Raw genomic sequence first — 23,983 nt, 5'->3', positions numbered from 1 at the left:
AGACTGCTAGATGCCCGTGACCTTGTACTTCATGAGGACCAGGATATCCTCCACCGCGTCTTTATCCAGTCCGTTGTCGCCGGCGTCGATACTCCACTTCTGCAGGGGAGAGCCCTGGAGCGCCACGGCGCCGCCCTTCAGCTTATCTTTCTCCCCTGCGCTGCCGGTCATCGCAATGTCCTCCCCGGCATCCCAGGCTACGGCAACAGTGCCCATCTTGAGCGCCGCCGGAGCTGCAACCGTCTTCCCCCTCTTCGGCTTCAGATAGATCTTTGTCTGGAGGAGCGCCAGGGGCTTGTCGCCGAAGAGGTACGGGAAGTGCTGCGCCCCAAGAGTGACCTCGGTCTTCTGCGCTGCCCCTCCCTCTACAAGCTGGCTGAAAGCTGCGGGGAACTCATGCTTCATGCTGAAGAGGCGGAAGAGTCCCTTCGCCGCGGCGTAATTCGTCACTGCCGCGGCCAGAGCGGTTTCGGCGGCAGTCCGGTCGCCCTCGCGGGCCGTATAGCTGATGTGCATTACCACATCCGCAATCGTATCGTAGTTGAAGGACCTGATCGCGGAAGGCAGCTCCAGACTCCACTCGCTGATCGCGCCGCCGCCCTCGAACGGCAGATACCGCTCGTCCCTGAATGAGAACTCGAACATGCCGGCGTCGTTGAGGCCGCCGCTCGTGGCAATGGAGGTGTTTTTCCCCACAGACACTTCCGTCAGGGCGGCCTTGTCGTCGGGTTCCACCTCCCCTTTGAGCAGCGTCAGCCGCGCGCTCACGTTGGTGTAGGGACCGACCACACAGGGGATCGTTATCCTGACCGACTTGATCAGCCGTTTGTAGTGGCCCGGGTAGAGCAGTTCGAAGGCGATCTCGGGGATCCGTATGGTGCAGGCGCCCGTCTGCCGGAGCTTGACCAGTTCGAGGGGGTCAAGCAGCGCAAGCGAAAAGGATTGTGATATCTCGGGGATGCGGACATTCTTCTCAATATAGGCCTGTTCCAGCTTATGCAGCTGGAGCATCAGCCGCTCGCCGGCAAGGAGGCCCGCCCGGTCGTACTGCCAGTTGTCGTTGGCAATATAGGTCTCCGTTTCGTCCAGCTCGAACCGGCAGGCCCGCTCCGCCAGTTTCGCCATGTCGTAGGCAGCCTCGTAGGCCTGGCGGTAGAGCCGGTTCAGCGTTGACGCCAGGTAGTTGTACAGACCGAGACTCGTGAATTTGTCGCGGTAGAAGTCATGCAACTCGGCGGCCTGCTCCATCGACGTTTCGTGAACCTCCAGGTCCCGTTCAGCGATCAGCGTCCTCACCTCAGCTGCCAGCCGCTGCTGCTCCAGCTGCCTGAGCTCCGCCTGGGCGACCTTGAGCTGCTGCTTCCACTCCTGTTCGCGGCGCTGATACCCCGCCTCGAGGCCGGCGGAGGCGGCGACGGCGTGGGCGATGGCGGCGGTGCTCCGCATCATCTCGCCGAAGGCCTGGGCGCTGTTGCCCAGCTCCGACCCTCCGTACTTCATGGCGAAGGGACTCCCCAGCTGCGGAATCAGAAAGAGGATCCCTCCAATGAGTTTCTGGATCGCGGCAGCGGTTTCGAGTCCCGATGCCGTATGGGTCGCGATCTGCTGGGTCGTCTCCCATCCGATCAGTCCGCCGTCGATAAGCCCCTGATAGTAATCGGCGCGCTGCTGAACGTTGGCGATGCTCTCCTCCAGAGCCTTGAGCTGGTACCGGCTCTCGGCGAGCTGCCGCTTCTTGATGTCCCGGGTCATCTTGAGGATGGTCCGCTCATGGACCGATTTGAGCAGTACAAGCTCCTCGTTGTCCTTTTTCTCGAGGGCGCTGAGAAGCGCCGAGCCGAAACTCTGGACCGTCTGGGCAACAAGCCTGGCCTTCTCGACGAGGAAACTGAACCGGTACGGAGGAATCGCTCCGGCAGCAGTCAGAAGGGCGCCGATATCTTCGAGGCTCAGTCCGGCGGCCCGCGCCTTGACGAGCAGCATGGGGTCGATCGGCGGCTGGAAGAGGGACAGGCTCCGCCTGATGCCTTTGATGTTCATGCAGTGGCGAATCTTGAAGAGCCGGTCCTCGACACGGTCCCAATACTTCAGCAGTTCCTTGTTCTGGGGCACGCAGAAGGCAAGCGCGCTCTGCTTGACAAGTTCCGAGCCCGGACGCCGTTTGGGAGGCTTGGTCTTGATCTTATCCTTGAACTTCTCCTCGTCTGCCCAGCGCTTCACCTTCTCCTTTGCCCGCTGCTTCGCCTTGACCTTGTACTCGTGCTTTGTGACCTTGCGTTTCTTCCCGTCATCCTTCGCCGCAGGAGCAGCAGGCGCGTTGCCGGCAACGAACATCCCGCTGTATTTCGCGCTGCCCACAGCCTCGGCCACGGCGGCCAGGGTCGTGGGCTCCTCTCCACCGAGCAGCGAGCGCAGGCGCTTCGACGGCTTGATCACTCCTGTCTCGACTTCCTTGATCTTCTTTGTCCTGCTGTAAACGTTCTCGAGGGTGATGAGGAACTCCGTCCCCGCCCCGATTCCGGGGGCGATACGTTCATAGGTGAGGTCCTTTTCAAGGGCGGTCTTGCAGGCCCCCCGTTTGACCGGTCTGCTGCCCAGGATATCTGCCGCCATCTGGTAGAGCATCTCAGCCTCGTTAATGGATTCGCGCGTGTCCTGGGCGAAGAGATGGTCGCCCCAGTCGATGAGGTTATCGATGTACTTCATCACGATGGCCTTCTGGTAGGCGTTAAGGCGCAAGCGGGCGATGGCGTGGGGATTGAAGGGGTCCTCCCGGTAGGCCTCGAGGGCCTGCTCATCGGTGAGGACCGCCTTGAGCTTCTCGATGGTCAGTCCCCTGAACCGGCGGAACTGCCAGTTGTGGTCCGTGGGCCGTGCATCGGCGGGCGTCTCGTCGCCGGTGGGGTTGAATATCCGTTCGTACCACCACTTGGCCTCCTTGAACTTCTGGTTGGCGTTGAGGTGATGGGCGATGAGGAACGGGATATGGAAGAACAGCTCCCAATAGTGCGCTCCGTAGGGACCGTCGAAGTCGAGCTGCTGCCCGCTGGGGAGGGTCAGGAGCTGGGTCCGCAGGGAGAGGAAACTCTCTACGCCCTCGTCGAAGAGTATCGAGCTCAGCTCGTCGGTAAGCACCGTTGTCAGGGGCACCGCCTCCAGAGAGCCTTCAGTATCGATGGAGAGGAGGCCCTCCCCGCTGCCGGCCTGCTGCAGCTTCCGTTCACGCTCCGTAAAGTCTTCGCTTCCGTCCTCGACGTAGCGGATGAAATAGCCGCTCTCGCTGAAAGCCACGTCGTATTCCTTTTTCAGGAAGAAGACCGCACTGCCGGTCAGGTCGCCCGTCGCATTCATGAGGTCCGCCGGCGCCACCCCGTCGATTTCGTTCCTGGCGAGCGACAGGCCGGCTTTTGACACCTTGATCTGCACCGGGAGGGTCGCGGCATGCACCGGCACCGGCAGGCTGAACTCATTGATGGTGATAGAGATGGTACCCGCTTGCACGACTGTTTTCTCCATAGTGAGCACACAGCTCGATGCGTTCTGAAGGATCAGGGTGCCTGCGAAGGAGGCGGCAAAGGTCCAGGTGCCGAAGTTGATCTTCATGGAGAACGTCACCTGTTTCGTCAGGTTGAACTGATCGTTGGTCACGATGAACTCCGCTGCCGGGACGCGTATCTCGATCAAGGGGTGCGCGTAGGTATAGTCGTCGGTCCAGTATCTGACCTGCTGCACCCCGCGGTTCTGGGACCAGATGTGGAACAGGCTCACCGGCCGGTCCGTGCTGCCGCTCAGCAGCGCATAGGGTTTCCGGAACACCTTCTGTTCGTAGCTCTCGAACACGGCGTCGTGCTTCCGGTCCCGCTCCTTTTCGTTGGAGGGATACGTGTACTGCACCCGCTCGAAGATCTTCCGTTCCTCGGCATGGGTGAAGCCGAGGTAGAGCCGCTGGGGAGCGTTCCACTTCCCGTGCTCGTTCAGGAACGAATACTTGACGTAGACCTTGAACAGGGCGCTGTCGCCCTCGGCATTACCGTTCTTGACGCTGCTCATCTCCTTGCGGGTCACCTCGGTCCAATAGAGAGAGAGCCTGCCCCGGTGGAACAGGGCCGAGATCTCGGCGGCCTCGATGACGAGGTCGAGCTTCTCCCAGTTGCCCCACACCTTCTTGTAGTGGTTGTAGGTGCGGTAGTAGTATTGGTAAGGATGGACGTTGGTCCGGGCAAAAAGGTAATAACAGCTTTCGTTCGTTTCACCGGCCCCCGCGACCGCCTTGATGACGAGGCCTTCCTTGGAAAGATCGACGGTGGTCGGCTCGTAGACGCTGTGATAGCAGGCCCCGGCGTACCGGAGCCGCGTCAGGTCGGCGAACTGGGCGAGATACTTCTTGTAGGCGGCCTCGGCGCTCTCCTGGGATATCTTCTCCTGGAGCAGTTCCTCTTCGAGCTCCCTGAAGAGGTGCGTCTTGTTGTCCCGGAGGGCGGGATCGATATACAGTTCAGGGTAGAGGAAGACCTTCCGGTTCGCCTCCCACACCCGATAGTTCTTGCGCCATTCCCACTCGCCGACGGGGATCAGGGTGGGATTGACCTTGAGGTTGTGGATGGCCGGGTTCAGCGTGAGGTCCGACTGTTCGAGATTGATGAGGCAGCGGTGGACATAGAGCTGCAGGCTGCCGATGGCCGCCACCAGCCGGGAGGTACGGAAGCAGCCGCTCATCTCGACATCGAGGAGAAAGAAGCCGTAGAGGTCCGAGCGGTCCCTGAATTTGAAGGCGTCGCTCCGGCCCAGGATATACGCGCATAGCGCATCCCGCTTCAGCGTGTTGATCCGGTCGCCGTAGGGCTCGAGCTTGGTCCTGCGCTCCCCCTCATCGGCGTACTTGGAGGCGAAGGCCCCGAGGGCGATGTCGCGGGCCACCTTCAACCCCGCATAGTCGGTTGCCTTGAGTTTGACCAGCGAGGGCCCCTCGATGCCGAGCTTCCGGCAGAGCTGCAGCAGATCGAGGATCTGTTGATACGCCATGAGAGCGGTGGCCGGCAAGGGAAGAGCTGCAGCGACGGATTTGATCAGCGCCGGGGGCCGGCCCAGCAGGCCGGCAAGAAAGTCTCCCGCACCGGCGGAGAAGTGGTGGGTTGCCTGATAATCTTCAAGCGCGGCCCTGAGGCCGCTCCCCCGCTCCCTGTCCAGCGCCGCCAGCGTCCTGTACGCGGCTGCGGCGCGCAGATGGGTCACGTTCAGGCTCTTCAGGTCGGCGATGCCGAAGACCTCCTTGTGGCCGATGAACCAGGTAATGGCCGAGGCGTCGAATTCGAGCATCTTGAAGAGCAGCTGGACCCGTTCGAGCTCCCGCACCATGGTGACGAGGGCGTCGAGGTCCGCGGGCGTGTCAGGCCTCCCGTTGGTGAAGGCGGCGTTCAGCGCCTTCGCTATGCCGGCGCCGTTGATGTCGACTGAGGAGAAGGCCGGCAGCAGCTCGTTCTTCAGCTGCTCCGGAGTGAGCGTGAAAAGCTCCTGAAGGGAGATAAGAAGAAGTCCCTTCTTGTCCGTTTGGTCCGAGGTCTGGATATCCAGCACCTTCGCGGCCAGTGAGTCCCGGGTGTTCTGGTAGTGCAGTGATGCGCTCTCTTCTCCGAGAAGGATCAGCTTCAATTCGGCCACCCCGAAGGGTGAGGGCTGGAGCCACTCCCTGAAGGCGACGAGCTTGAGGACGTCGTCCGGCGAGGAGGCCTCAGCGCCGCTCCCCGCCAGCCGGAGCACCGCACCATACTCTTCAATGGTCCAGCCGAGACCCTTGGCGATACGGGCCTGCCGGTAGAGCCGCGACAGCAGCGCCCGGTCGATGTTCACATCCACTGCTCTATTGATATTCAGCAGGCTGAAGAGCGTGCCTAGGTCGGACTCGCTGATCCCCAGGCCTGCCAGAAGCAGCGTCGTTATCTTGTCGAGCGACCTGTCGGCGGGCAGAACCGCCGTCTGATTGTAGGTCCTGGTCCCGTCCGGCGCTACCGCTGCGACGCCGAAGATCTTCTCCCGGTCGAAGAGACGGTCGTAGAAGCTGGTGCGGCTGTCGCCGAAGGGCTTGTCGGGAATCTGATATACGAGGCTGGCAAGCTCTTCGGCACTGAGCTCCAGGGCCTCGCGCATGAGGACCGTGTCGGCAACCCGCAGGATCTCGGGTGAGCCGGCGGCATCGTTGCTTTCGAGCGTATGCGCCAGCCCCGCAGCCTTGAGGGCGTTCAGAATGAGATCGAGCTCCTTAATGGTCCAGCCCGTCTTCTCCCAGAGCCTCAGGAAACGGTGGATCAGGTCGAGGCGCGCCTCGGTCAGGTCCTTGAGGACCTCGTCGTAATCCTGGATGTCGTTGGAGAGCTGTTCAAGGGCAACCGAGACCTTGGCGACTTCGGGGAGGAAGGCGATGCCCAGCAGATCGTCCAGCTCCTCCCGGCGTATGCCTGCCATCCTGACGAAGTCTTTTACCGGAAAGCGGTCGAGGGCCCTGTTGCCGAAGCGCCGCCGCACCTGGCCGGGAGCGGGCGTCTTCACAAGGGCAAGCTCCTCTTCCGAAAGCTGCAGCTTCTCGCGCCGCAGTTTGGCCGCGGGCTCCTTGAGCGCCCGGTAGATATCGAAGAGGCTCAGTTCGAAATGTTTCAGATAGGTCCTCAGCTCCTCCAGGGGCAGGGTGAAGGGCAGCGCGCAGGAGACGTCGGCATTCCGCAGCAGGTCATAGGCGTCGGCAGCTCCCGCAGCCTGTTTGAGATACTGTTCGAGCACCTCGTTCACCACGGTGAGATAGGGCAGCTCGGTGGTGGTGTTGGCGCAGGTGAGGGGGAGCTTCCAGAGATCGGGCCGCCGGTTCCTGAGATAGAGAGGATGCTGGGCATGGCCCGGGAGGAAGACCTTTTTCGAGACATGCTCCTGCACGAAGTACATCAGGTCGGTGAAATAGGCCGCGGGCCCGAGGACCGACCGGCAGTCCTCGCAGTCGCAGAAGTCCTGGCGCCCGAAGAGGTCCTCGTACCCTTCGAGGTCGCGCAGGTCGTTGACGAGCGAGCCCTGGTTTGTCACGCCCATCATGCGGAAGAGGCCGAACTCGGCGTCCCGGAACGCCTCCATGAAGTGGGCGGTGGCATCGGAGATGCCGAGGGCCTTCTTGTAGACCTCCCGCCCCTTCTCCAGCGCAAGACCGGTCAGCTTCAGGAAGTCACCCTCGGTCATGCCGGCAACGGAGACGGCCGCATCCAGCCCCGTGCCGAGCAGTTTCTGCCGGGAGGCGGCATCGCCGGCCAGCTCCATGGTCCGCTGAAAGGCCATCATCTGCCTCTTGACCCGCGGCCTCTCGGCCTCATCGATGCCTGCCCAGTTCAGCTTCGTCCGCTTATCGAGGAAGTCAGTCACCTCAAGGTCGAGGCCGGGGTTGTTCTTGTAGAAGGTATCGAGCGCGGCGAGGCGCTTCCCGATGATCTCCTTTCTCTGGGCTGCCGTGAGCTTCCTGTCGTCGGCGACCGTCTGGATATCGAGATAGCGATAGGTGTTCGCGAACCGGGCGAGCCGCTCCCGCTCCTGCTCCAGCTTCGCGCGGGCGTCGGCGGCGATGCCGGTCCACTCCATCTCTTCCGGGGCGCGCGTCCCCAGGCCGAGCGACGGGTTCAGCCGCTCCAGGACCGCCAGGTTGTCCAGGGTCTTCAGTTCTGCTTCGTAGCTGCTCTTGATGATGCGGTTCAGGAAATAGGGCGTGGGATAGGCCTGCTCAATGCCTTCCCGCAGGTTTTCGGCATAGGAGCCGGCGCTCTCCTCGTTCGCCGGTATCGTGACCTTTTTGCCTTTGATGAGAGTGAGCCAGTCCGCACTCTCCCAGGCGATAAAGTCCTCAACCGACGAAGCGCCGCCTGCCTTGAGGGCATTGATGAGCTCGAAATTCTCGCCGCCGAGCCGGCTCAGGTCGGATATGAGCTGCAGCTCCTTTTTCTGCTTCGCCGTAATGACCTTCTCAGTAACGAGGCTGTCGATAATCGCATCGTTGAGGTCTTCGAGAACAATGTCCTTCGCCGCCAGCTTTGCTGCCTGGGTCTCTTTCAGGCCCAGCAGCTCCGCTGACCTGAGGAGCTTTTCCTTGCGGTAGTCAGCTGCGAGGAGGGGGTGGTCCTTCAGGGGGCTGTCGAGATTGAGCAGCGTGCCGATCGGGATCGACGGCGCCGTCTCGAGGGCCTTCAGGGCCTCCTCGGCCTCTGCCTTGAGGGCAGGGTTCCGTTCGGCGCCTGCCAGAAGCTTCTCCCTGATGACCGTATGGAGATCGCTCTCTTTGACCTTCCGGTAATCGAGGGATGCCGTCTCGATCAGCCGCGCCAGGCCCGGCCTGTCCGGCCCGACCGCCTCGGCTACAGCGGACTTCAGCCGCTCATTAAGCCGTGCGGCGACATACTTCGCCTCCTCTTTCCTCGATTCGGCGACTTCGGCCACCCGCTTGTTCGACAGGCCCGGCTTCAGGATGAATGCGGCGTCTCCCATGACTCTCCTCCCTCTGTATCGAGTAGTTCCTTTGTATTGAAGGTGCCGTGTCTAGATTTTCCTGCGGCGCAGCACCGCTCACTGCTCAACCGATTTATTGAGGGCGTACCAGGCCTCGGAGAGGCCGAGAGACAGCACGCCGAAGGCAACACGCGCCGTCGTCGAGCGCTTTTGCCATGCGTAAACGTCGGAGAACTGCGTGCCGTAGAACTTATCGGCAACCTCAAGGGGCGTCTCTTCACCCCGCACCGCGGCACGGCCCGTTTCGGCGGCGAGCATGATGCTCCCTGCCGCGGCAAGTCCCGCAGCAGCCGTGAGCGCTCCCGCTCCGGTGCCCGTTGCCGCGGTCACGCCTTTTGCATAAGGGGCAAAGGTCATGAAGAGGGTCGTTGACCCCTCCGCCGTCGATATCGCCCCTTCCGCCGTCTTCCCTTCCGCTATCTCCTGTCCGCCCCGGACATACTGTGTGAGCGCCGTCGCCACACCGAGCATGATGCCGAGGCCTTCGAGGGTGACGAACCCTTTCGGTCCGCCGGGTGGTGTCGGTTTCGTCCTCCCCGTCTTCTTCAGGAACTGCTCGAACTCCTCCGTCGTCTTGAACATATGGACCTTTCCGGACTTGTCGAGGAAGGTGTGTTTGATCTTGCCGCCGGCCACCTGATCGAGAGCCTCCCTGAAGTCGGTAAGGTTCTCCATACCGACAACGACATAGTTTTCTCCGCTGACGACCAGGGTGACGCCCTTGCTCACGCCGAGGCCCGCCGCCTTGCTGCCGGTGATGCGGATCGTCGCGCCTTCTGAAGATTCGAGCATGGGTTTGTAGATTTCCTGGTTCTGTGTCAATGCCCCGAGATCGACGCCTTTCAACTCGGGAATTACGGGGCTGCCCGTTCTGGGGTCGAGGAAAAAGACATCGAACCGTCCCGAGGTGATGACCTTGCCCGACTTGCTCACCACGTCGAACATCACCTCCGTGGCATAGGGGACACCTTTCGTCTTCAGTGCCTCAAGCACGACCGGCTTGACCACATTCGTCTCTTCGCCGGCCATACCGGTAGGGTCGACGAGCCTGACGGGGTTGTTGCGGGTGGCTGCATAGAGGTTGCTGCCATCCTTCAGTCCCGCGGGATCGGGTGATATCCACCGGCCGAGCCAGGGCGCGTAGTAGCGCGCCCCGTGATAGCTGAAGCCCGTCTCGTCGTCGCGCTCCTTGCCCGCAAAGCGGTAGCGCTTCGGCGTCTCGGTCTGGCTCCGCACAGCCTGGTACGACGTGCTGCCGAAGGGTGTGTACTCCTCATAGGAGACGATGGCCGCCTGGTGATCCAGTTCGAGCAGGGCCGAGCCAAGGTGGTTCCCCAGCTGGTACCGGATCAGGCGGGCCGGCCCGGGGTCAGCGTGAGCCTTGTCCAGGGTGCGCGTCTCCACAAGGGCTATACGCTGCGACCCGTCGGTGATGTGCAGCGTCTCGCGCTCGAAGACTGCCGTGTCAGAACCGATCGCCCCTCCGTGGCGCCTGAAGAATTCCACGCCGCCCAGGTACAATCTCTCTTCGATAAGCCCCGGCGCCTTCTCCCGGACCTTGCGCACCCGCTGGCCCGATGCGTCGTAAGTGTAATAGGCTGTACCGCCGCCGCCCAGATCGGTCCGGCGCAACTGGCTCTTATAGTCCCAATGCATGTTGGCAGCCGCGGGATCGGGATGGCCGGCGAGGTGGGGCATGCGAATAGTGTTACCTCTCGCATCATACCGGTATCTCTCGATGGAGGGAGTGGTGATGCCCACGGAGGCGCTGGTCAGGCGATTGTTTTTCTTCGCCGGCTCTGTCTGACTCGTTTCGTCATAGGCATAGGTGCGTGTCCAGTTTCTGTCGGCTGCCTGATGGATCAGTTTGAGGATGTTGCCGTCGTCATCGTATTCGTACTGTTCGGTGTAGTTGCGCATGGCCTGCCCGTCCTGCGGGTGCGCTTGCCGGCTGCGGAAGGCATCGTTCCAGGTTGTTTCAGGCTGTCCGACCTGCCCTATATGCTCGCGTCCACCCGCCCTGACGAGCCGGTAGAGAGCATCGTAGGTATAGTCGCTGTGCGGCGGAACGACCTGGCCATTGAAGTAGACGGTCTGCCGGGCATCATCATGTATATGGGTAATGTTGCCCGCAGGGTCATAGGTGTAGCGCAGGTTCTGCAATCCACAAGGGGCGCCGGGTGGCTCCTCGGGAGAGGGCATGGTCGCAGGGGGAGGCTGCGGGTTGTCACAATCTTTGGTGAACGCCGCCCCCCGCCGCGTATAGAGCCGGACAAGCCGGAACGTTGCCGGATCGTAGGTATACCGTGTCACTGCTCCGTTGTCGTAACGGATCAGCAGCCGTTGCCCCTTGGCGTTATACTCGATAGCGCCGACACCGACCGGCGACGTCGGCTCGGCGGCGGGATCGAGCAGCGCTACAGGCGTTGCCGGACAGTCCAGCCATACCCGGACGTGCTGCAGCAGACCGGCCTCATTGTAGAAGGGCTGGACGACCGTGCACTTCGCACCGGGCAGGCTGCTGCGCGGCGGCACGAGCTGGACGGGCCGGTTGAGGGCATCATAGGAGGTCATGCTGCCAAAGGATTCTGCCATGACCAACAGGGCTGCCGCAGCCTCGAGTCCGGCAGGGTCGAGCGCTTCACTGCCGTCGGCCGGCAGCGTGGCATCGACGCCGCTCCAGTCGAGAGCCTTCCGGTAGCCCCGGGCCAGCCGTCTTGTCACCCGCGCAAGATTACCCTTCAGGTCGTGGGCTTCGTTCACCACCATGCCTGCCTGGTCCAGATACAGACAGGCTCGTCCCCGCAGATTGCGCTGTTCCGCTTCGGGGTGCTGCTCTCCATAGACTATTCGCTCCGCCAAAAAGGTCCTGCCCGGATCGTCCGGGTCAGCGCCGGTGACGAAGGTGCGCAGGGGCCTGCGGAGCAGGTCGTAGTCGATACGGATGGTATGGCCGCCGCTGTCCCATGAGCGGAGCGGCCTGTCGGCGCTGTCATGCAGCGTCCAGCGCTCACCGGAATCCATGGCGGACTGATGCAGGAGCCGCCCCAGCATATCATAGCCATAGCTCATGACAAGGCGGCCTCCGGCGTCGAACACCGCCCGTTTCTTGCCCTCGATGTCCAGGGAGATTCGTCCGGCATGGAGCACGGCTGAGCCGTCGGGTTTGAAACCGTTGTGCGCCAGCGTCAGGAAGAGCCGGCCAAGGGCATCGAAGTGAGCGGTGAGCGGCGTGCCGGCATGGAGCGCAGCCTTCGCTGCAGCGCTCTGCTCCTCCGCGCCCATTGCGCCGGTGATGCGTTCCTGATACCACGTCTTCCACTGGGCAGGCTGGGTTCTGAAGAACTCCGCCACATAGCCCCCGATATCGGGATCGGTACGGGGGTCGCCGCTCTGGATGCCCCTGGCCGCAACAGTATCGTTGGCGTCGCAGGTGACCTGCCGCCAGGGATCAAGAACGATCTTCTCATACGTGTGATTGGGGTGCACCGTGGCGACGACGCGGCCTGCCGGATCATAGAACAGCACGGAGCTGACGCCGGCCTGCAGGCCGAACTCGAACGCATGTGTTCCCGAGAAGGAGGGCTCGTACTGGCGAACCGGATTGCCCTTGTTATTGAAAATGGTCCAGCCGCTGCCTATCCAGCGCGGGGACACAACGGGACCTCCGCCGGGGAGAGGCCCCGGCGCGGCCTGGATCTTTTTCTGTATCTCCCTGCCGAAGCCGTCGGAATAGGAAAAGGCGATCTGGATTCTGATTCCCTGCGGCGGCAGCGGCAGTGCGGCATGGGTCTCACGCGTCAGAGTTGCGGCGCAGGCCGGGCGCCACTGCGCCGGATCCCCGGGATGGGCCCGCCGCGACAGATAGAAGCGGTCGAGGTCATAGATAAAACGCATTGTGGCCTTTCCGAGCAGCGCCGGGGCCGGTGTCCGCGGGTCCGGGGCGTCGAGCAGTCCCTCGATCTCGGCCCGTGACAGGTCTGCGGCAAATCCTTCCAGAGAATCGCCCTCCACCGGAGCAGGCAGGGGCTTCCCCATGATTGCCGTGCCGACGACCATGCCGAGAGCATCGAAGGCAACACGAGTGCAGTTGCCGTTGCGATCCATCAGAAGGCCCGGTTGGAGCACGCGGTAATCGATCCCCTGCTGCTTGAGCGGCTGAAGGGGGTCAGAGCCCCGCTCTCCGGCGGTAATACGGTTTCCCAGGGGATCCCGCGTCTCAAGGAGCAGCAGATCATATCGATCGTAGGAGACGATTGTTTCCGCCTGCCACGCATCTCTATAGCGCCGGGACAGGAAGAAATGCTGCCGTGCGAACGCCCGTTCCTGGGCCGGTGTGTGATTGATGAGCGGCGAGTAGAACAGACGGCCTGAGGGACGCCACCAGCTGCCATCGCCGTCGAGGTCGACGTAGCCGCCCCGGTCGGCCCCACCCCCTGCGAGGATGCCGGCGGGGTCGGCAGGCAGCAGTTTCTGTCCTCCCCTTACAAGGACCTGATCCAGCAGGCCTTTGGGAAAAACGAGGACATACGTTTCACCAGGCAGTGCCCGGGACTCGAGGACTCCCTGTCCGAGAAGGTCCGTCAGATCGTTCCTGCGAAAGAGCGCTCGCACCCGTCTGAGGAGCCGCTTGCGGCGGGCCGCATGGTCGACTGCCTGCTGATAGGGCGCCTCCGGAAGCGTGCGCAGCACCGCATAGTCGTCCTTAACCAGCTCATCAAAGGAGAAGAGCCGGGCGCCTCCGGCAGGGGAGATGCCCGTTACCTCATAGGTGCGCACGTCGTACTGGAGCGGCACACGGTAGTTATCCGGATCATACCCCGGATCGGTGACGGGCCTGTCGACGGCATTTGTCAAGTCGCTTTCGGTATAGGTAATGAGGGTTTGCTCCTGCCTCTCTTTGTCGGCCCCCCGGAGGGGACTCTTCCCTTTGGCGCGGCCGTAGCCTACGGCGAGGGTTTTAAGCACACTGCCGTATGTTGGATCCACCTCGAGGGTCACTTCGTGGCTTACCCGGGGGTCGTCGGGAATGCGCTCGTAGCGGCAGCTGAGCCGCTCACGAGCGTGGGTAAAGAAAACGGCATGACGGTTCCTGCCGCGGGGCTGAAGACGCCGGACGGCAAAGTTCTGCTCGATGACCGTGTAGGGGTGATCCTGCTTCTCGGTGCCGTCGAGGGCGTATACCTCCTGGCGCAGCAAACACCCCTTGAGCGCCCGGCAGGCCTCCCGCTCCTCCTCCGGAGGGAGGCTACGGGGCAGCACGGTATCGTCGAGCAGCAGCTCCTTCGCCAGCCGGTCAGAGGCGTCATCACCGCTCCTGCGCCACGGGTAGTACTCTCCGACATCACTGCCGTCGAGGAGCCCTGCAAAGTACCGTGACACCCTGCCCCGTCCGGCATGAAGGCCGGTGTGGAACCAGGTCTTGGTGTATACCGGAGGAAGGTACCCCTCGGCGCTGTCGTTGTCGCCGGGAGGGAAAGCGCCGCCGAGGGCGGCAAGCTCCTCCGTGTCCCACTGCTCCACCATGCCGAATCCCCGGAACTCCCGTTCCTCTCCGTCGAAGTAGCCGTGGTGATAGGCATAGCGGGTGACGAAACGGTTGCGGCTGACATAGTCCCAGGTCTCGACTCTCTCGACGACATGCACCGGGAACGGCAGCCGGGTAACCCAGTCTTTCCCGTCACGCCGGTCCTGCAGGTAAAACGTGGCCGACGATGCGTATCGAATGCGCGTCTCCGCTCCCAGGTTGTTCCTCACCAGAGTGAGGAGATGGGGTTTCTGTCCTCCCATCAGGTCAATGTAGCGCATCTGCTGCCTGTTGTCCCCGGGCAGCGGCGATGACCAGACAAGGCAGGCTGTTCCATTGCCGAGCAGATCAGTGGCCGCGATCGAGACGACGCTATTTACCGCCGGGAAGGCCTTCAAAGGCCGGGCGGCGCTCCAGCCGTTGCCGGATTGATTGAAGTAGAGGCGCACGCCGTCGCTGTGCAGATAGATGATGTCAATGGCGCCGGTGCCGTCGATATCGGCCAGACGGAGGCGTTGAGGGCTGAACCGGTCGGGGTGATCGAACAAGGGGGCGTTATCCATGCTGATTTTCGGGCCGAACCTGCAGTGGCCGAGATTGGGCCAGTAGCACACCTCGCCGTTACGGATGCGCACAAGGTCTGTCAGCCCGTCGCCGCTCATATCGGCCAGATAGACGGACTGCGCCTCCTCGGCGAAGACGAGACGGGGGCCCTTCTCCTCATCGAGGGCCTGGGCAACAGTGCGGGCCGGACCGAAGCCGCCCTCGCCGAGGGAGGCGTGCCAGACGAAGGCGGCCTCCTCGGTTATAAGCACGTCGGGACGGCCGTCGCCATCCAGATCGATGAATCTCAGATTGGGATCGCGGGTGTCCCGGTTGAGGCGCGACGTGAAGGGGCGGAAAGGCAGCCAGCCGTCCTGTTCATCATGCTCAAACAATCCGGACAGAGGGCCGTCGAGCACCACCAGGTCGGGCCGGCCGTCACCGGCAAGGTCCATGAACTGCGCCTGCCCGCTCCCAAGAGAAAGGGTGGGTTTGACGGTGACCGGCTCCAGAGGCGCCAATTCGACGGGGCGCGTGCTGATAAGGGAGAGATTGCGCTTGTAGTACCAGGCGCCGGCCTGTTCTATGAGAAGGCCGGGAATCCCTTCGCCGTGAAGGTCGGTCCATTGGACAGCGCTGCCGTCCACTCCGGCGGGCAGATTCTCCAGGCTCTCGGCATCCACATCCCGTATCTCGTCCTGAACTCTTGCCCGGCTGTAGTCGAATTCAAGAGGCGGCAGGCTCCGTTTCAGATAGCCGTCCTGATCGCGCCGGTAGCCGCTCTGGACGGCTGACCTCAGAAAGGTATATCCAGGCGTGGCAGCGTCGAGCGCCTCCTGCCCGAAGTCATAGGTGAAGTCGGTCGAGCGGACCAGGCAGTTGTCACCGACGCCGGGCTCATCCTTGAAGTGGTGGAACATCAGCACGCGACGGCAAAGCCGGCTCGTACGCACCTCGAAGCCCGAGCGATAGGTGGAGAAAGGATCGGGACGGGCGAGCCAGCGCGTAGAGTTCCCCTGTCCCGCGCTGTCGCCTGAATGGGGCGCGGCAGCATGGTGCTCCCCATAATCAAAGACAACTTCGAAGTGCCATTCCCTGCTGCCGTCGGGGTCGGCGGCGGCGGGCGGAGCGGGCAGGGGAGCGCCGGCAGTGAGCTCGGGAAAGTACGGAGCGCGGTTGCCGTAGCGGATGCGCTTCAGGTAGCGGTTGGCCCTGCGCTCGCGATTGCGCTCGTTGACGAGGACGACGGGGTTCCCTTCGGCATCCTCAAAGACGCCCTCGGCGTTCTCTCCCTTGTAGCCGTAGACAATGGCGTTGCCCTTGTCGTCGTGGCTCTCGCAGATGAGCCAGCTGAAAATGCGTGCGGGGTCGGCGGGATCGGCAATGCGGCTCTCGGGCGACCTGCCGTACCAGGTGGTGACGTTATCTTTCGAGATGGTGCGCCAGAACGAATCACTCCTGTCCGACCGGCTGGTCCACCGCTCGATGCGTGCGAAGAGCCCCTCGATCCTTGGACGGTAACGCTCGATTGCGTAGGTGACGCCACCGATGATTCTTAGGGAAACGGTCAGTGTTTCCCAATTGCCGGCGGCATTACGATCAAGCACGGGAACGAGATCCTCCGCCCCGGAGAGGATGAAGACGTCCGGCTCCTCAGCGTCCAGATATCGGGGAATGCCTTTGTCGGTCTTCCGGGCGACGGAAGGAACGGACAGGCTCCAGCCGAATCCGAAGGGGCCGTTGCCCGAACCGGAATCATAGGAAAGCGTAAGTTGGGGATTGAAATTGGCACGACCGGGAGAGGTGAAAACAGGCACCACCAGGGAGGCCGTGCCGGTCACCGGATTGGCGGCAAACTTCTCGCCGATGCCCCGGAGCGCTCCACCGCCCTTGGGCAGTGCGATGGACGGCGCCGCACTGCCGGCATTCTTGCCGTCGCCCTGAGACCCGTCCCTCCCTCTGCCGTCGTCTTGCATCGTTTCCCCCATCGAAGTAGGTCCGGTCATACCGAATGCACTGCGTCAGGCCGGCCACCGGCAAGGCATATTCAAGCTATCAGCTTGGCGGAGGAATGTCAAGGGACGGGCTCTTCAATAAATGACTGTGGGTACTAACCGACGTTATTGCGGAGTCTGTTTCTGCAGGGAGATTAAGCAACGAGATAGGAAAGCTTTTGTGTTTCTCAATTCCTGTGCGGCAGGACCGGCCTCATTGTAAGCCTTATTTACAGTTTTGTCGAAAACTTTGACCCTTTCCTCTTTTCTTCTCTTCCCGGACCGATCGGGATACAGCAATTTCATGGAGTTGCCGCATGGCATGCAAATTGATATGCCGTTATGGTGAGATAGTATACCGGTCCCTTCGGCAGAACCGTCCTCTGCTTCATCCCTCTGCCCTTCGTTGTCTGAACCCGTACCGTCCGCATCCTCTCCTCTCTGGCCGCAGGGACCGGCCTTCCGCACGAATCATTTGACACCGCTGGCAGCTGTGCTAAACTTTGTAATAACCGAGGCCTATCGCCCCCTCTCAAGGAGCCCTCATGGAAAAATCCGACATCGAGCTCTTGCAGCACGTGATGGACCAGATCAGCCGTTCGGCCTTCGAGTTCGGGCAGAAGATTCTCCCTGTCCTCCAGAAGTTCAGGGACGAGATGACCGAATACTATAAGACCATTTATCCCATCCTGCGGAAGGAGTACGAATCCGCCGGCTGTCCGTACGGCAATGACGACGAGAGCATGTGGGACTGGCTGAAGGGCAAGGCGCGGAGGACAGAGGAGCAGGAAATGCCGGAGATACCCGAGACAGAAGATGCCTTCTGGGCCAAGGATCTGCTGAAGCTGCGGGAGTATATGAAGGACCGCGTGAATTAGCGCCTGGTGAGCCGTCTCATCCGGCGGGACATCGCTATCCCGCCGGATGAGACGGGGTGTTCCTATGCCTCCGCGGTAACATTTATCTTGCGGCTCTTCATCGCCTCGGTCTTCGCCAGCACCAGCTTCAGGACGCCGTTTTTCACCGTGGCCAGGATCTTGTCCCTGTCGATCTCGTCGGACAGGGTAAACGCGCGCTGGTAGTCACCGATGCCGTACTCCATGTAATCGGGCTGGTGCCGCTCGGTGATCTCTCCGCGAACCTTTCCGTAAATGGTCAGTATGTTCTTTTCGAGAAGGATATCAACCGAATTCTCGTCGACACCCGGCATATCGGCAAGCAGGACGATATCGTCCTTGCGCTCGATGATGTCCACGTAGGGACTGTACACTGCAGCGGTCTTCGTGCGCTCCGCTCCTGCGGGCGCCGGCGCCTCTCTCTTCTGGACCTCTCGGGTCGGTTCCGCCATGCGATTCCCTCCTTTTCACTCGGCCTTAACGCTTATCTTGCGCGGTTTCTCAGCCTCTGCCCGCGGCAGTATTATATAGAGCACTCCCTTGTCGAACCGCGCCTCCACCGCCCCTGCTTCAACAGCAAAGGGCAGGTCTACCGACCTCGAGAACTGGCCGTACCAGCGCTCCCGGCGATGGTATGACTCGCCCTCCTTCAATGCCTCGGGCTCCCGCGAACCGCGGATAGTGAGCGTGCTGCCGACGACGGAGATGTCCATATCCTGCGGAGAGACCCCGGGCACCTCGGTGGTCACGATCGCCCGCTCCTCTTCGGTCCAGATATTGACCGCCGGGAACTCGACCGCAGCGGGCGCCCTCGATAACAGGCGGTTCATTTCCCTCTCCATACGTCTGAGCTCCTGCCAGGGGTCGAAGACCCTTCCGAACGGTTCAAACGTGGTGAGCGGCATAGACAGCACCTCCTTGGCTCTTTTCTCAACGGTTGGTACAGTACGATATCCATGCTGCAGATAAGGGACTCAGCTCTCTACTGTCTAAGTAGCATAAAACAGGGTGCTTGTCAAACAGGTGAGGGAGAAGACTTTCCGGTGAGGAGCGCCGGGTCACTTTCTCAAAGAATTCAAAACAGCCTGCAGCTCTTTCTTCTTTTCAGGGCTCATGTCGAGGAATTTGACGGCGAACTTCACTCTATCCGCATCGATGAACGCCTCGGCTGCCTGGATGCGGATTACGAACCCCTCGATGCCGTTCGACTTGGGACTGTTCTCGAGCTGGAGGTCCATGGTGACCTTTTCGAAGATCGAGGGGAGCTCGTTGCTCCTGCTGAAGACGCTCAACAGGCCGCCGAGACTGATATCGATGAGGTTCCCGCGGGCCACATGATCGCGAAAATGGAACGTAAGAGAGCCGCTCGCCTCGTAGCGCTCGTGCTCCCGGCGGTCGAACCGGTCGATGACGGTGGTGATCTTCCGGGCGAGGCTCTCGGCCGTGAAGGGCTTCACCACATAGGAATTGGCGCCGAGCTCTATCGCTTTCATGACACTCTGCTTATCGTTGCGCGAGGTTACCATTATGAAGGGCGTTCCGCTCAGGTTCGGGTGGTGGCGCACCCACTCCAGGAGCTCGTCGCCCTGCACTTCGGGCATCTCCCAATCACAGAGGATGAGGTCGTACTCGGCCTGCTCGAGCTTCGCCTGCGCCTCTTTGCCGTTCGTCGCCTCGTCGATGCGGATGCTCGGAAAACTCTTTTCGAGGCCGTACTTCGCAAACTTGCGCATGGAGGCCGCATCCTCGACCATGAGGAGTCTGAGCTTTTTCATGACGAGAGATTATAGACAATACAGGGGGATTTTTTGTAGCCCCTTTGAAGGCAACAGCCCCACGTTATCACAACGCTTTGAATTTAATGGACAAATATCCATGGGGCATCTCCCCCCCTCTTCGACCGTTCACGAGGGCAAGCCACTTTCAGATAGACTTTCCCTGGCCGATATGGTAGTTGTATGAGCATGGCAACTCTCTCCTCCATACGAGCGGCACGGGAGGCGCTTTCGCCCTACCTTCACAAAACACCGCTCGTCTATTCCACCTCGTTCAGCAGGCTTCTGGACGCCGAGGTATACCTGAAAGCCGAGAATCTCCAGAAAACAGGATCGTTCAAGGTACGGGGCGCCTTCAATAAAATGACAGCTCTGAGACCGGAACGGGTCATTGCCGCCTCGATGGGAAACCACGCCCAGGGGGTGGCCTTTGCCGCCCGGAGCCTCGGGGTGAAGGCGACGATCGTTATGCCCCAGCGCGCCTCCATCGTCAAGCAGGAGGCGACAAAGGGATACGGCGCAGAGGTGATCCTGCACGGAGAGACCTTTCTGGACGCGCTGCAGTATGCGCTCTGCCAGAAGGGATACACCTTTATCCATGCCTTCGACGACGATGACGTCATTGCAGGCCAGGGCACGATCGGCATCGAGCTCCTGGAGGAGATGAGCGATATCGATACGGTCGTCGTTCCGGTCGGGGGCGGCGGGCTGATTGCAGGCGTGGCAACGGCGGTGAAGTCGCTCTCCCCGGGTACAGAAGTTATCGGCGTCCAGACGGCGTCGGCACCTTCGGCGTATGCATCCTTCAAAGCAAAGAGCATTACCGAGGTGACGATCCAGCCTACCCTTGCCGACGGTATCGCGGTGGGGAGAGTGGGAGAGAAGACCTTTGCCCTGATCGAGAAGTTCGTCGATGACATCCTCACCGTATCCGAAGCGTCGATAGCCCGTGCAGTGCTGCTCTTCCTGGAGCGGAAAAAGCTCGTGGTCGAGGGCGCCGGCGCAGTGCCTCTGGCCGCGCTGCTCGACCATGGCGCGCGGTTCAGGAACAGGAAGGTCGTGCTCCTCGTCAGCGGGGGGAACATCGACTTCACCATCATCGACCGGATCATCCATATGAGCCTGGTCTCGAGCGGGAGGATCGGCGTTCTCAAGGTCGTCGCCGACGATACGCCCGGAGTGCTTCATAAGCTTGCCGGCATCGTCGCCGGCCACGGCGCCAATATCCTCCATGTCGTCCACGACCGCCTCTACCCGGATATGCCGATCGGCAAGACGCTCGTCATCCTCACCCTCGAGACACGCGGCTTCGATCATGTCGCGGAGATGATGGCAGCGGTCGAAGAGGCGGGGTTCGTCCTGCAGCATTGAGCATAAGAGATTACTGTCCGGCTGGACGGCTGCCAAAAAGGCGTGCTGCCCTGTATCCTTTTGAAATCATTTCAGGTTCGTTGACAGTACGCGGAATCTGTGGTAAATAGATGATATGTGGGAATACACGAAGAAAGTAAGAGATTTCTTTCTCCATCCGAAGAATGTCGGCGAGATCGAGAACCCTGATGCGGTCGGCGAGGTCGGCAGCATCACCTGCGGCGACGCGCTGAAGCTGACGCTCAAGATCGACAAAGAGACCGGGAAGATCGCCGACGCCAAATTCCAGACCTTCGGCTGCGCCTCGGCCATCGCCAGCTCCTCGGCCCTTACCGAGCTGATAAAGGGGAAGACACTGGAGGAGGCGATGAAGCTCTCGAACAAGGATATCGCCGACTTTCTCGGCGGCCTTCCTGAAGAGAAAATGCATTGCTCCGTTATGGGAAGGGAAGCCCTCGAAGCAGCCATAGCAGGGTACCGCGGCGAGACGCATGTCCCCGAGTCGGGAGAACGGGTCGTCTGCAAATGTTTCGATGTCACCGAGGAGAAGCTCCGGCGCGTCATCATCGAGAACCACCTCACCACCGTCGAGGAGGTGACCAATTATACGAAGGCCGGCGGAGGGTGCGGGGCCTGCATCCCCGACATCGAAGCGGTCCTCAGGGATATCTGGTCGCTGAAACCGGTGGCGGAGATGCCCCGCGAGCCGAAGAAGCTGACGAACCTCCAGAAGATCGCGCTCATTCAGGACGTGATAGAGAAGGAGATACGTCCGCAGCTCCAGGCGGACGGCGGCGACATAGAGCTGATCGATATCGCCGGCGACAAGGTGATCGTCGCCTTGCGGGCGATGTGCGTCTCCTGCCCCATGGGCGGCGTCACCCTCAAGGGAATAGAAGAGAAGCTCCGGGAGCTGGTCAGCGAAGACCTCGTCGTGGAGGAACAATGAACCCCCTTTATCTCGATAACAATGCGACCACCGCCGTCGCTCCCGAGGTGCGCGACGAGATGCTCCCGTACCTCACGGACCATTACGGCAATCCCTCGAGCATGCATACCTTCGGCGGCCAGCTGGCGAGCAAGGTGCGGGAGGCGCGCGTCAAGACGGCTGCCCTCATCGGCGCCGACCCCGAAGAGATCGTCTTCACGAGCTGCGGGACCGAGAGCGACAACACGGCGATCATGAGCGCCCTCGAGATATACCCCCACAAGAGGCATATCATTACGACCCGCGTCGAGCACCCTGCGGTCTACAACTTCTGCAAACACCTCGGCCGCAAGGGATACCGGGTCACCTATCTTCCCGTCGACAGCCGGGGCAGGCTGAGCATGGACGCCTTCGCGAAAGCCCTCGATGACGACCCCGCCGTCGTATCGATCATGTATGCGAATAACGAGACCGGGGTGATCTTCCCGATCGAGGAGATCGGCACGCTGCTCCGCGAGCGGGGCGTTCTCTTCCATACCGATGCCGTTCAGGCCGTGGGCAAGCTCCCCATCGATACGAAGACGCTCCCCGTCGATATGCTCTCCCTCTCGGGGCATAAGCTGCATGCTCCGAAAGGCGTAGGCGCCCTGTACATCAGAAAGGGGACCCGCTTTCATCCCTATATCGTCGGCGGGCACCAGGAGCACGGCAGAAGGGCGGGAACCGAGAATGTGGCCTCGATAATCGGCCTCGGCAAGGCCTGCGAGCTCGCTGCCCGGCATCTGGACGACGAGAGGACCTCCGTCAGCAGGCTCCGGGACAAGCTCGAAAAGGCGCTCCTCGAGAAGTGCCCCGATCCCCGGATCAACGGCGATACCGAGCACCGCCTCCCCAATACGACGAATATCAGCTTCGAGTATGTCGAGGGCGAGGCGATCCTGCTCAGGCTCGACGAATACGGCATCTGCGCCTCGTCGGGCTCTGCCTGCACCTCCGGCTCGCTCGAGCCGAGCCATGTGCTGCGGGCCATGGGCGTTCCCTTCACGGCGGTCCACGGCTCGATACGCTTTTCCCTGAGCAGGTATACGACCGACGGGGAGATCGACCGGGTCATAGAGGTGCTGCCCCCTGTCATCGACGAGCTCCGGTCGCTCTCTCCTTACGGCCGCGAGCGGCTCGCAGCCGAAAAGCTGTCACAATGCACCTCCTCTCCCACCTAACCGCTCTCCCCATGCCCTCGTGGGAGAGAGGCCGCCGTTCTGCACATCGCGAGGAGATGAAGGACAGGGGTTATGAGCGGGCGATCCTCGAAAAGAGGGCGTCATAGAAACCGGCGTCCGGTATGAACGCTATCTCGATGCAGAGCAGCGGCAAGGGCAGGGAAAAGCCCTTGAGCTTGACGATGTCTTTCTCGGTCGTTACGAGAAAGCGGCAGCCCTTCTGCTGCGCCTCGTCGCCGAGAAAGCGGATGTCGGAGGGGGTGTAGGCATGGTGGTCGCGGTATGCCGTGAACCCCGAGAGCCTCGCGCCGAGCTTCACGACCGTCTGCCTGAACGACTCGGGGTTCGCGAGCCCGCAGAACGCATAGACCGCCTGATCCTCGAGCATCTCCACCGGGAAAGCCCCGCCCGCTTTGGTCCGTATCCCGCGCACGCTGTAGCCTGAGAAAAAGACCGCCGCCCGTGGATTGACCGCCCTCACCTCGGCAGCAGCCTCCTCGTTGCGCGCCTTGGTGATCACCACCATATCCGCCCGCTGCAATGCCTCAAGCGGCTCCCTCAGCGGACCCAGCGGGAGCATCTTCCTGCTGCCGAACGGATCGAGTCCATCGATGAGGACGATGTCGAGGTCGCGGGAGAGCTTCCAGTGCTGGAACCCGTCGTCGAGGATGAAGAGGACCGGCGCATCGGTGCGGAGAGAGGGGCGCAGCGCGGCGAGATGGCGGAGCGCAAAGACCCCTCCCTGGTACCGGTCTGCGGATTTGACGACAGGGACCCCGGCCAGCCGTTCAGCCATCACCATCGGCTCATCGCCGGCATCTTCGGCCGAAGAGCAAGAAGGTGGCCTCCCTGCCTCCGCGCTGCCGCTCTGGCGCGGCAGCACGAAACAGGGTCCCTTCGCCCTGCCCTTATAGCCTCTGGTCAAGACGATGGGGCTGAACCCCCGCGCCAGCGCTTCCTCTGCGAGGGCAATGGCCGCGGGTGTCTTGCCGGTGCCGCCGACGGTAATATTGCCGATGCTGACGACCGTGCAGGGAAGGGAACGGCGATGCCGGCACGACCGCCTCTTCTTGAGCGAATAGCCGATGTAGTAAAGAAATTCGAGCGGCGTCAGCGGCAGCAGGCCTCCTTCGGTAGTGCCCGCCGGCAGTGCCTGCGGAAGCACATGCCGGCGCGGCCTTTCGTATAATAAACGATTTCGGA

10 protein-coding genes are annotated in these 23,983 nt (G+C 61.7%); 4 read left to right on the top strand and 6 right to left on the bottom strand.

The features are described from left to right. Window positions 1-6: 6 nt before the first annotated feature. On the bottom strand, window positions 7-8,505 hold the full coding sequence (locus AB1805_03625) for a neuraminidase-like domain-containing protein (protein MEW5744518.1): 8,499 nt from the start codon (window positions 8,503-8,505) through the stop codon (window positions 7-9). Window positions 8,506-8,583: 78 nt separating this feature from the next. Then, entirely contained in the window at window positions 8,584-16,572 is a 7,989-nt protein-coding gene (locus AB1805_03620) for a SpvB/TcaC N-terminal domain-containing protein (protein MEW5744517.1), read from the bottom strand. 563 nt (window positions 16,573-17,135) lie between these two features. Here AB1805_03620 and AB1805_03615 point away from each other — a divergent pair. Beyond that, complete coding sequence (locus AB1805_03615; GenBank protein MEW5744516.1) at window positions 17,136-17,468, top strand: hypothetical protein; 333 nt, start codon at window positions 17,136-17,138, stop codon at window positions 17,466-17,468. Window positions 17,469-17,530: 62 nt separating this feature from the next. Here AB1805_03615 and AB1805_03610 read toward each other — a convergent pair whose 3' ends face one another. From AB1805_03610 to AB1805_03600, 3 genes are all read right to left on the bottom strand, one after another. Further along, window positions 17,531-17,938, bottom strand: a complete 408-nt coding sequence (locus AB1805_03610; protein ID MEW5744515.1) for an Hsp20/alpha crystallin family protein — start codon at window positions 17,936-17,938, stop codon at window positions 17,531-17,533. Window positions 17,939-17,953: 15 nt separating this feature from the next. Continuing rightward, window positions 17,954-18,391, bottom strand: coding sequence for an Hsp20/alpha crystallin family protein (locus AB1805_03605; GenBank protein ID MEW5744514.1), 438 nt, complete (start codon window positions 18,389-18,391; stop codon window positions 17,954-17,956). 153 nt (window positions 18,392-18,544) lie between these two features. Next, complete coding sequence (locus AB1805_03600) at window positions 18,545-19,261, bottom strand: response regulator (protein ID MEW5744513.1); 717 nt, start codon at window positions 19,259-19,261, stop codon at window positions 18,545-18,547. 183 nt (window positions 19,262-19,444) lie between these two features. On the opposite strand from AB1805_03600, the gene ilvA reads away from it, so the two are divergent. The 3 genes from ilvA (at window position 19,445) to nifS (ending at window position 22,780) form a co-directional block, all read left to right on the top strand. Next, entirely contained in the window at window positions 19,445-20,632 is a 1,188-nt protein-coding gene (gene ilvA / locus AB1805_03595) for a threonine ammonia-lyase (protein ID MEW5744512.1), read from the top strand. Window positions 20,633-20,747: 115 nt separating this feature from the next. Then, window positions 20,748-21,581: a Fe-S cluster assembly protein NifU gene (gene nifU / locus AB1805_03590; protein MEW5744511.1), complete on the top strand. Its 834-nt coding sequence runs from the start codon at window positions 20,748-20,750 to the stop codon at window positions 21,579-21,581. Beyond that, window positions 21,578-22,780 carry a cysteine desulfurase NifS gene (gene nifS / locus AB1805_03585; protein ID MEW5744510.1) on the top strand — a complete coding sequence of 401 codons (1,203 nt, stop codon included), beginning with the start codon at window positions 21,578-21,580 and terminating at the stop codon, window positions 22,778-22,780. Before nifU ends, nifS begins: the two co-directional genes overlap by 4 nt. Window positions 22,781-22,850: 70 nt before the next feature. Here the strand turns inward: nifS and lpxK are convergent, their stop codons facing one another. After that, a complete protein-coding gene (gene lpxK / locus AB1805_03580; GenBank protein ID MEW5744509.1) occupies window positions 22,851-23,945 on the bottom strand; it encodes a tetraacyldisaccharide 4'-kinase in 1,095 nt (364 codons plus the stop codon). Window positions 23,946-23,983: the final 38 nt, after the last annotated feature.

It is taken from the genome of Nitrospirota bacterium (genome assembly GCA_040752355.1).
Lineage (GTDB): Bacteria > Nitrospirota > Thermodesulfovibrionia > Thermodesulfovibrionales > Dissulfurispiraceae > JBFMCP01.
The sequence above is the reverse complement of the archived record's forward strand: the minus strand, read 5'-3'. Positions and strand labels throughout refer to the sequence as shown.

Bases quoted from the DNA above. Each gene is read 5' to 3' on its own strand.
- AB1805_03615 (MEW5744516.1), top strand. From the start codon at position 17,136: ATGGAAAAATCCGACATCGAGCTCTTGCAGCACGTGATGGACCAGATC.
- nifU (MEW5744511.1), top strand. From the start codon at position 20,748: ATGTGGGAATACACGAAGAAAGTAAGAGATTTCTTTCTCCATCCGAAG.
- AB1805_03620 (MEW5744517.1), bottom strand. From the start codon at position 16,572: ATGCAAGACGACGGCAGAGGGAGGGACGGGTCTCAGGGCGACGGCAAG.
- AB1805_03625 (MEW5744518.1), bottom strand. From the start codon at position 8,505: ATGGGAGACGCCGCATTCATCCTGAAGCCGGGCCTGTCGAACAAGCGG.
- AB1805_03605 (MEW5744514.1), bottom strand. From the start codon at position 18,391: ATGCCGCTCACCACGTTTGAACCGTTCGGAAGGGTCTTCGACCCCTGG.
- AB1805_03610 (MEW5744515.1), bottom strand. From the start codon at position 17,938: ATGGCGGAACCGACCCGAGAGGTCCAGAAGAGAGAGGCGCCGGCGCCC.
- AB1805_03600 (MEW5744513.1), bottom strand. From the start codon at position 19,261: ATGAAAAAGCTCAGACTCCTCATGGTCGAGGATGCGGCCTCCATGCGC.
- nifS (MEW5744510.1), top strand. From the start codon at position 21,578: ATGAACCCCCTTTATCTCGATAACAATGCGACCACCGCCGTCGCTCCC.
- ilvA (MEW5744512.1), top strand. From the start codon at position 19,445: ATGAGCATGGCAACTCTCTCCTCCATACGAGCGGCACGGGAGGCGCTT.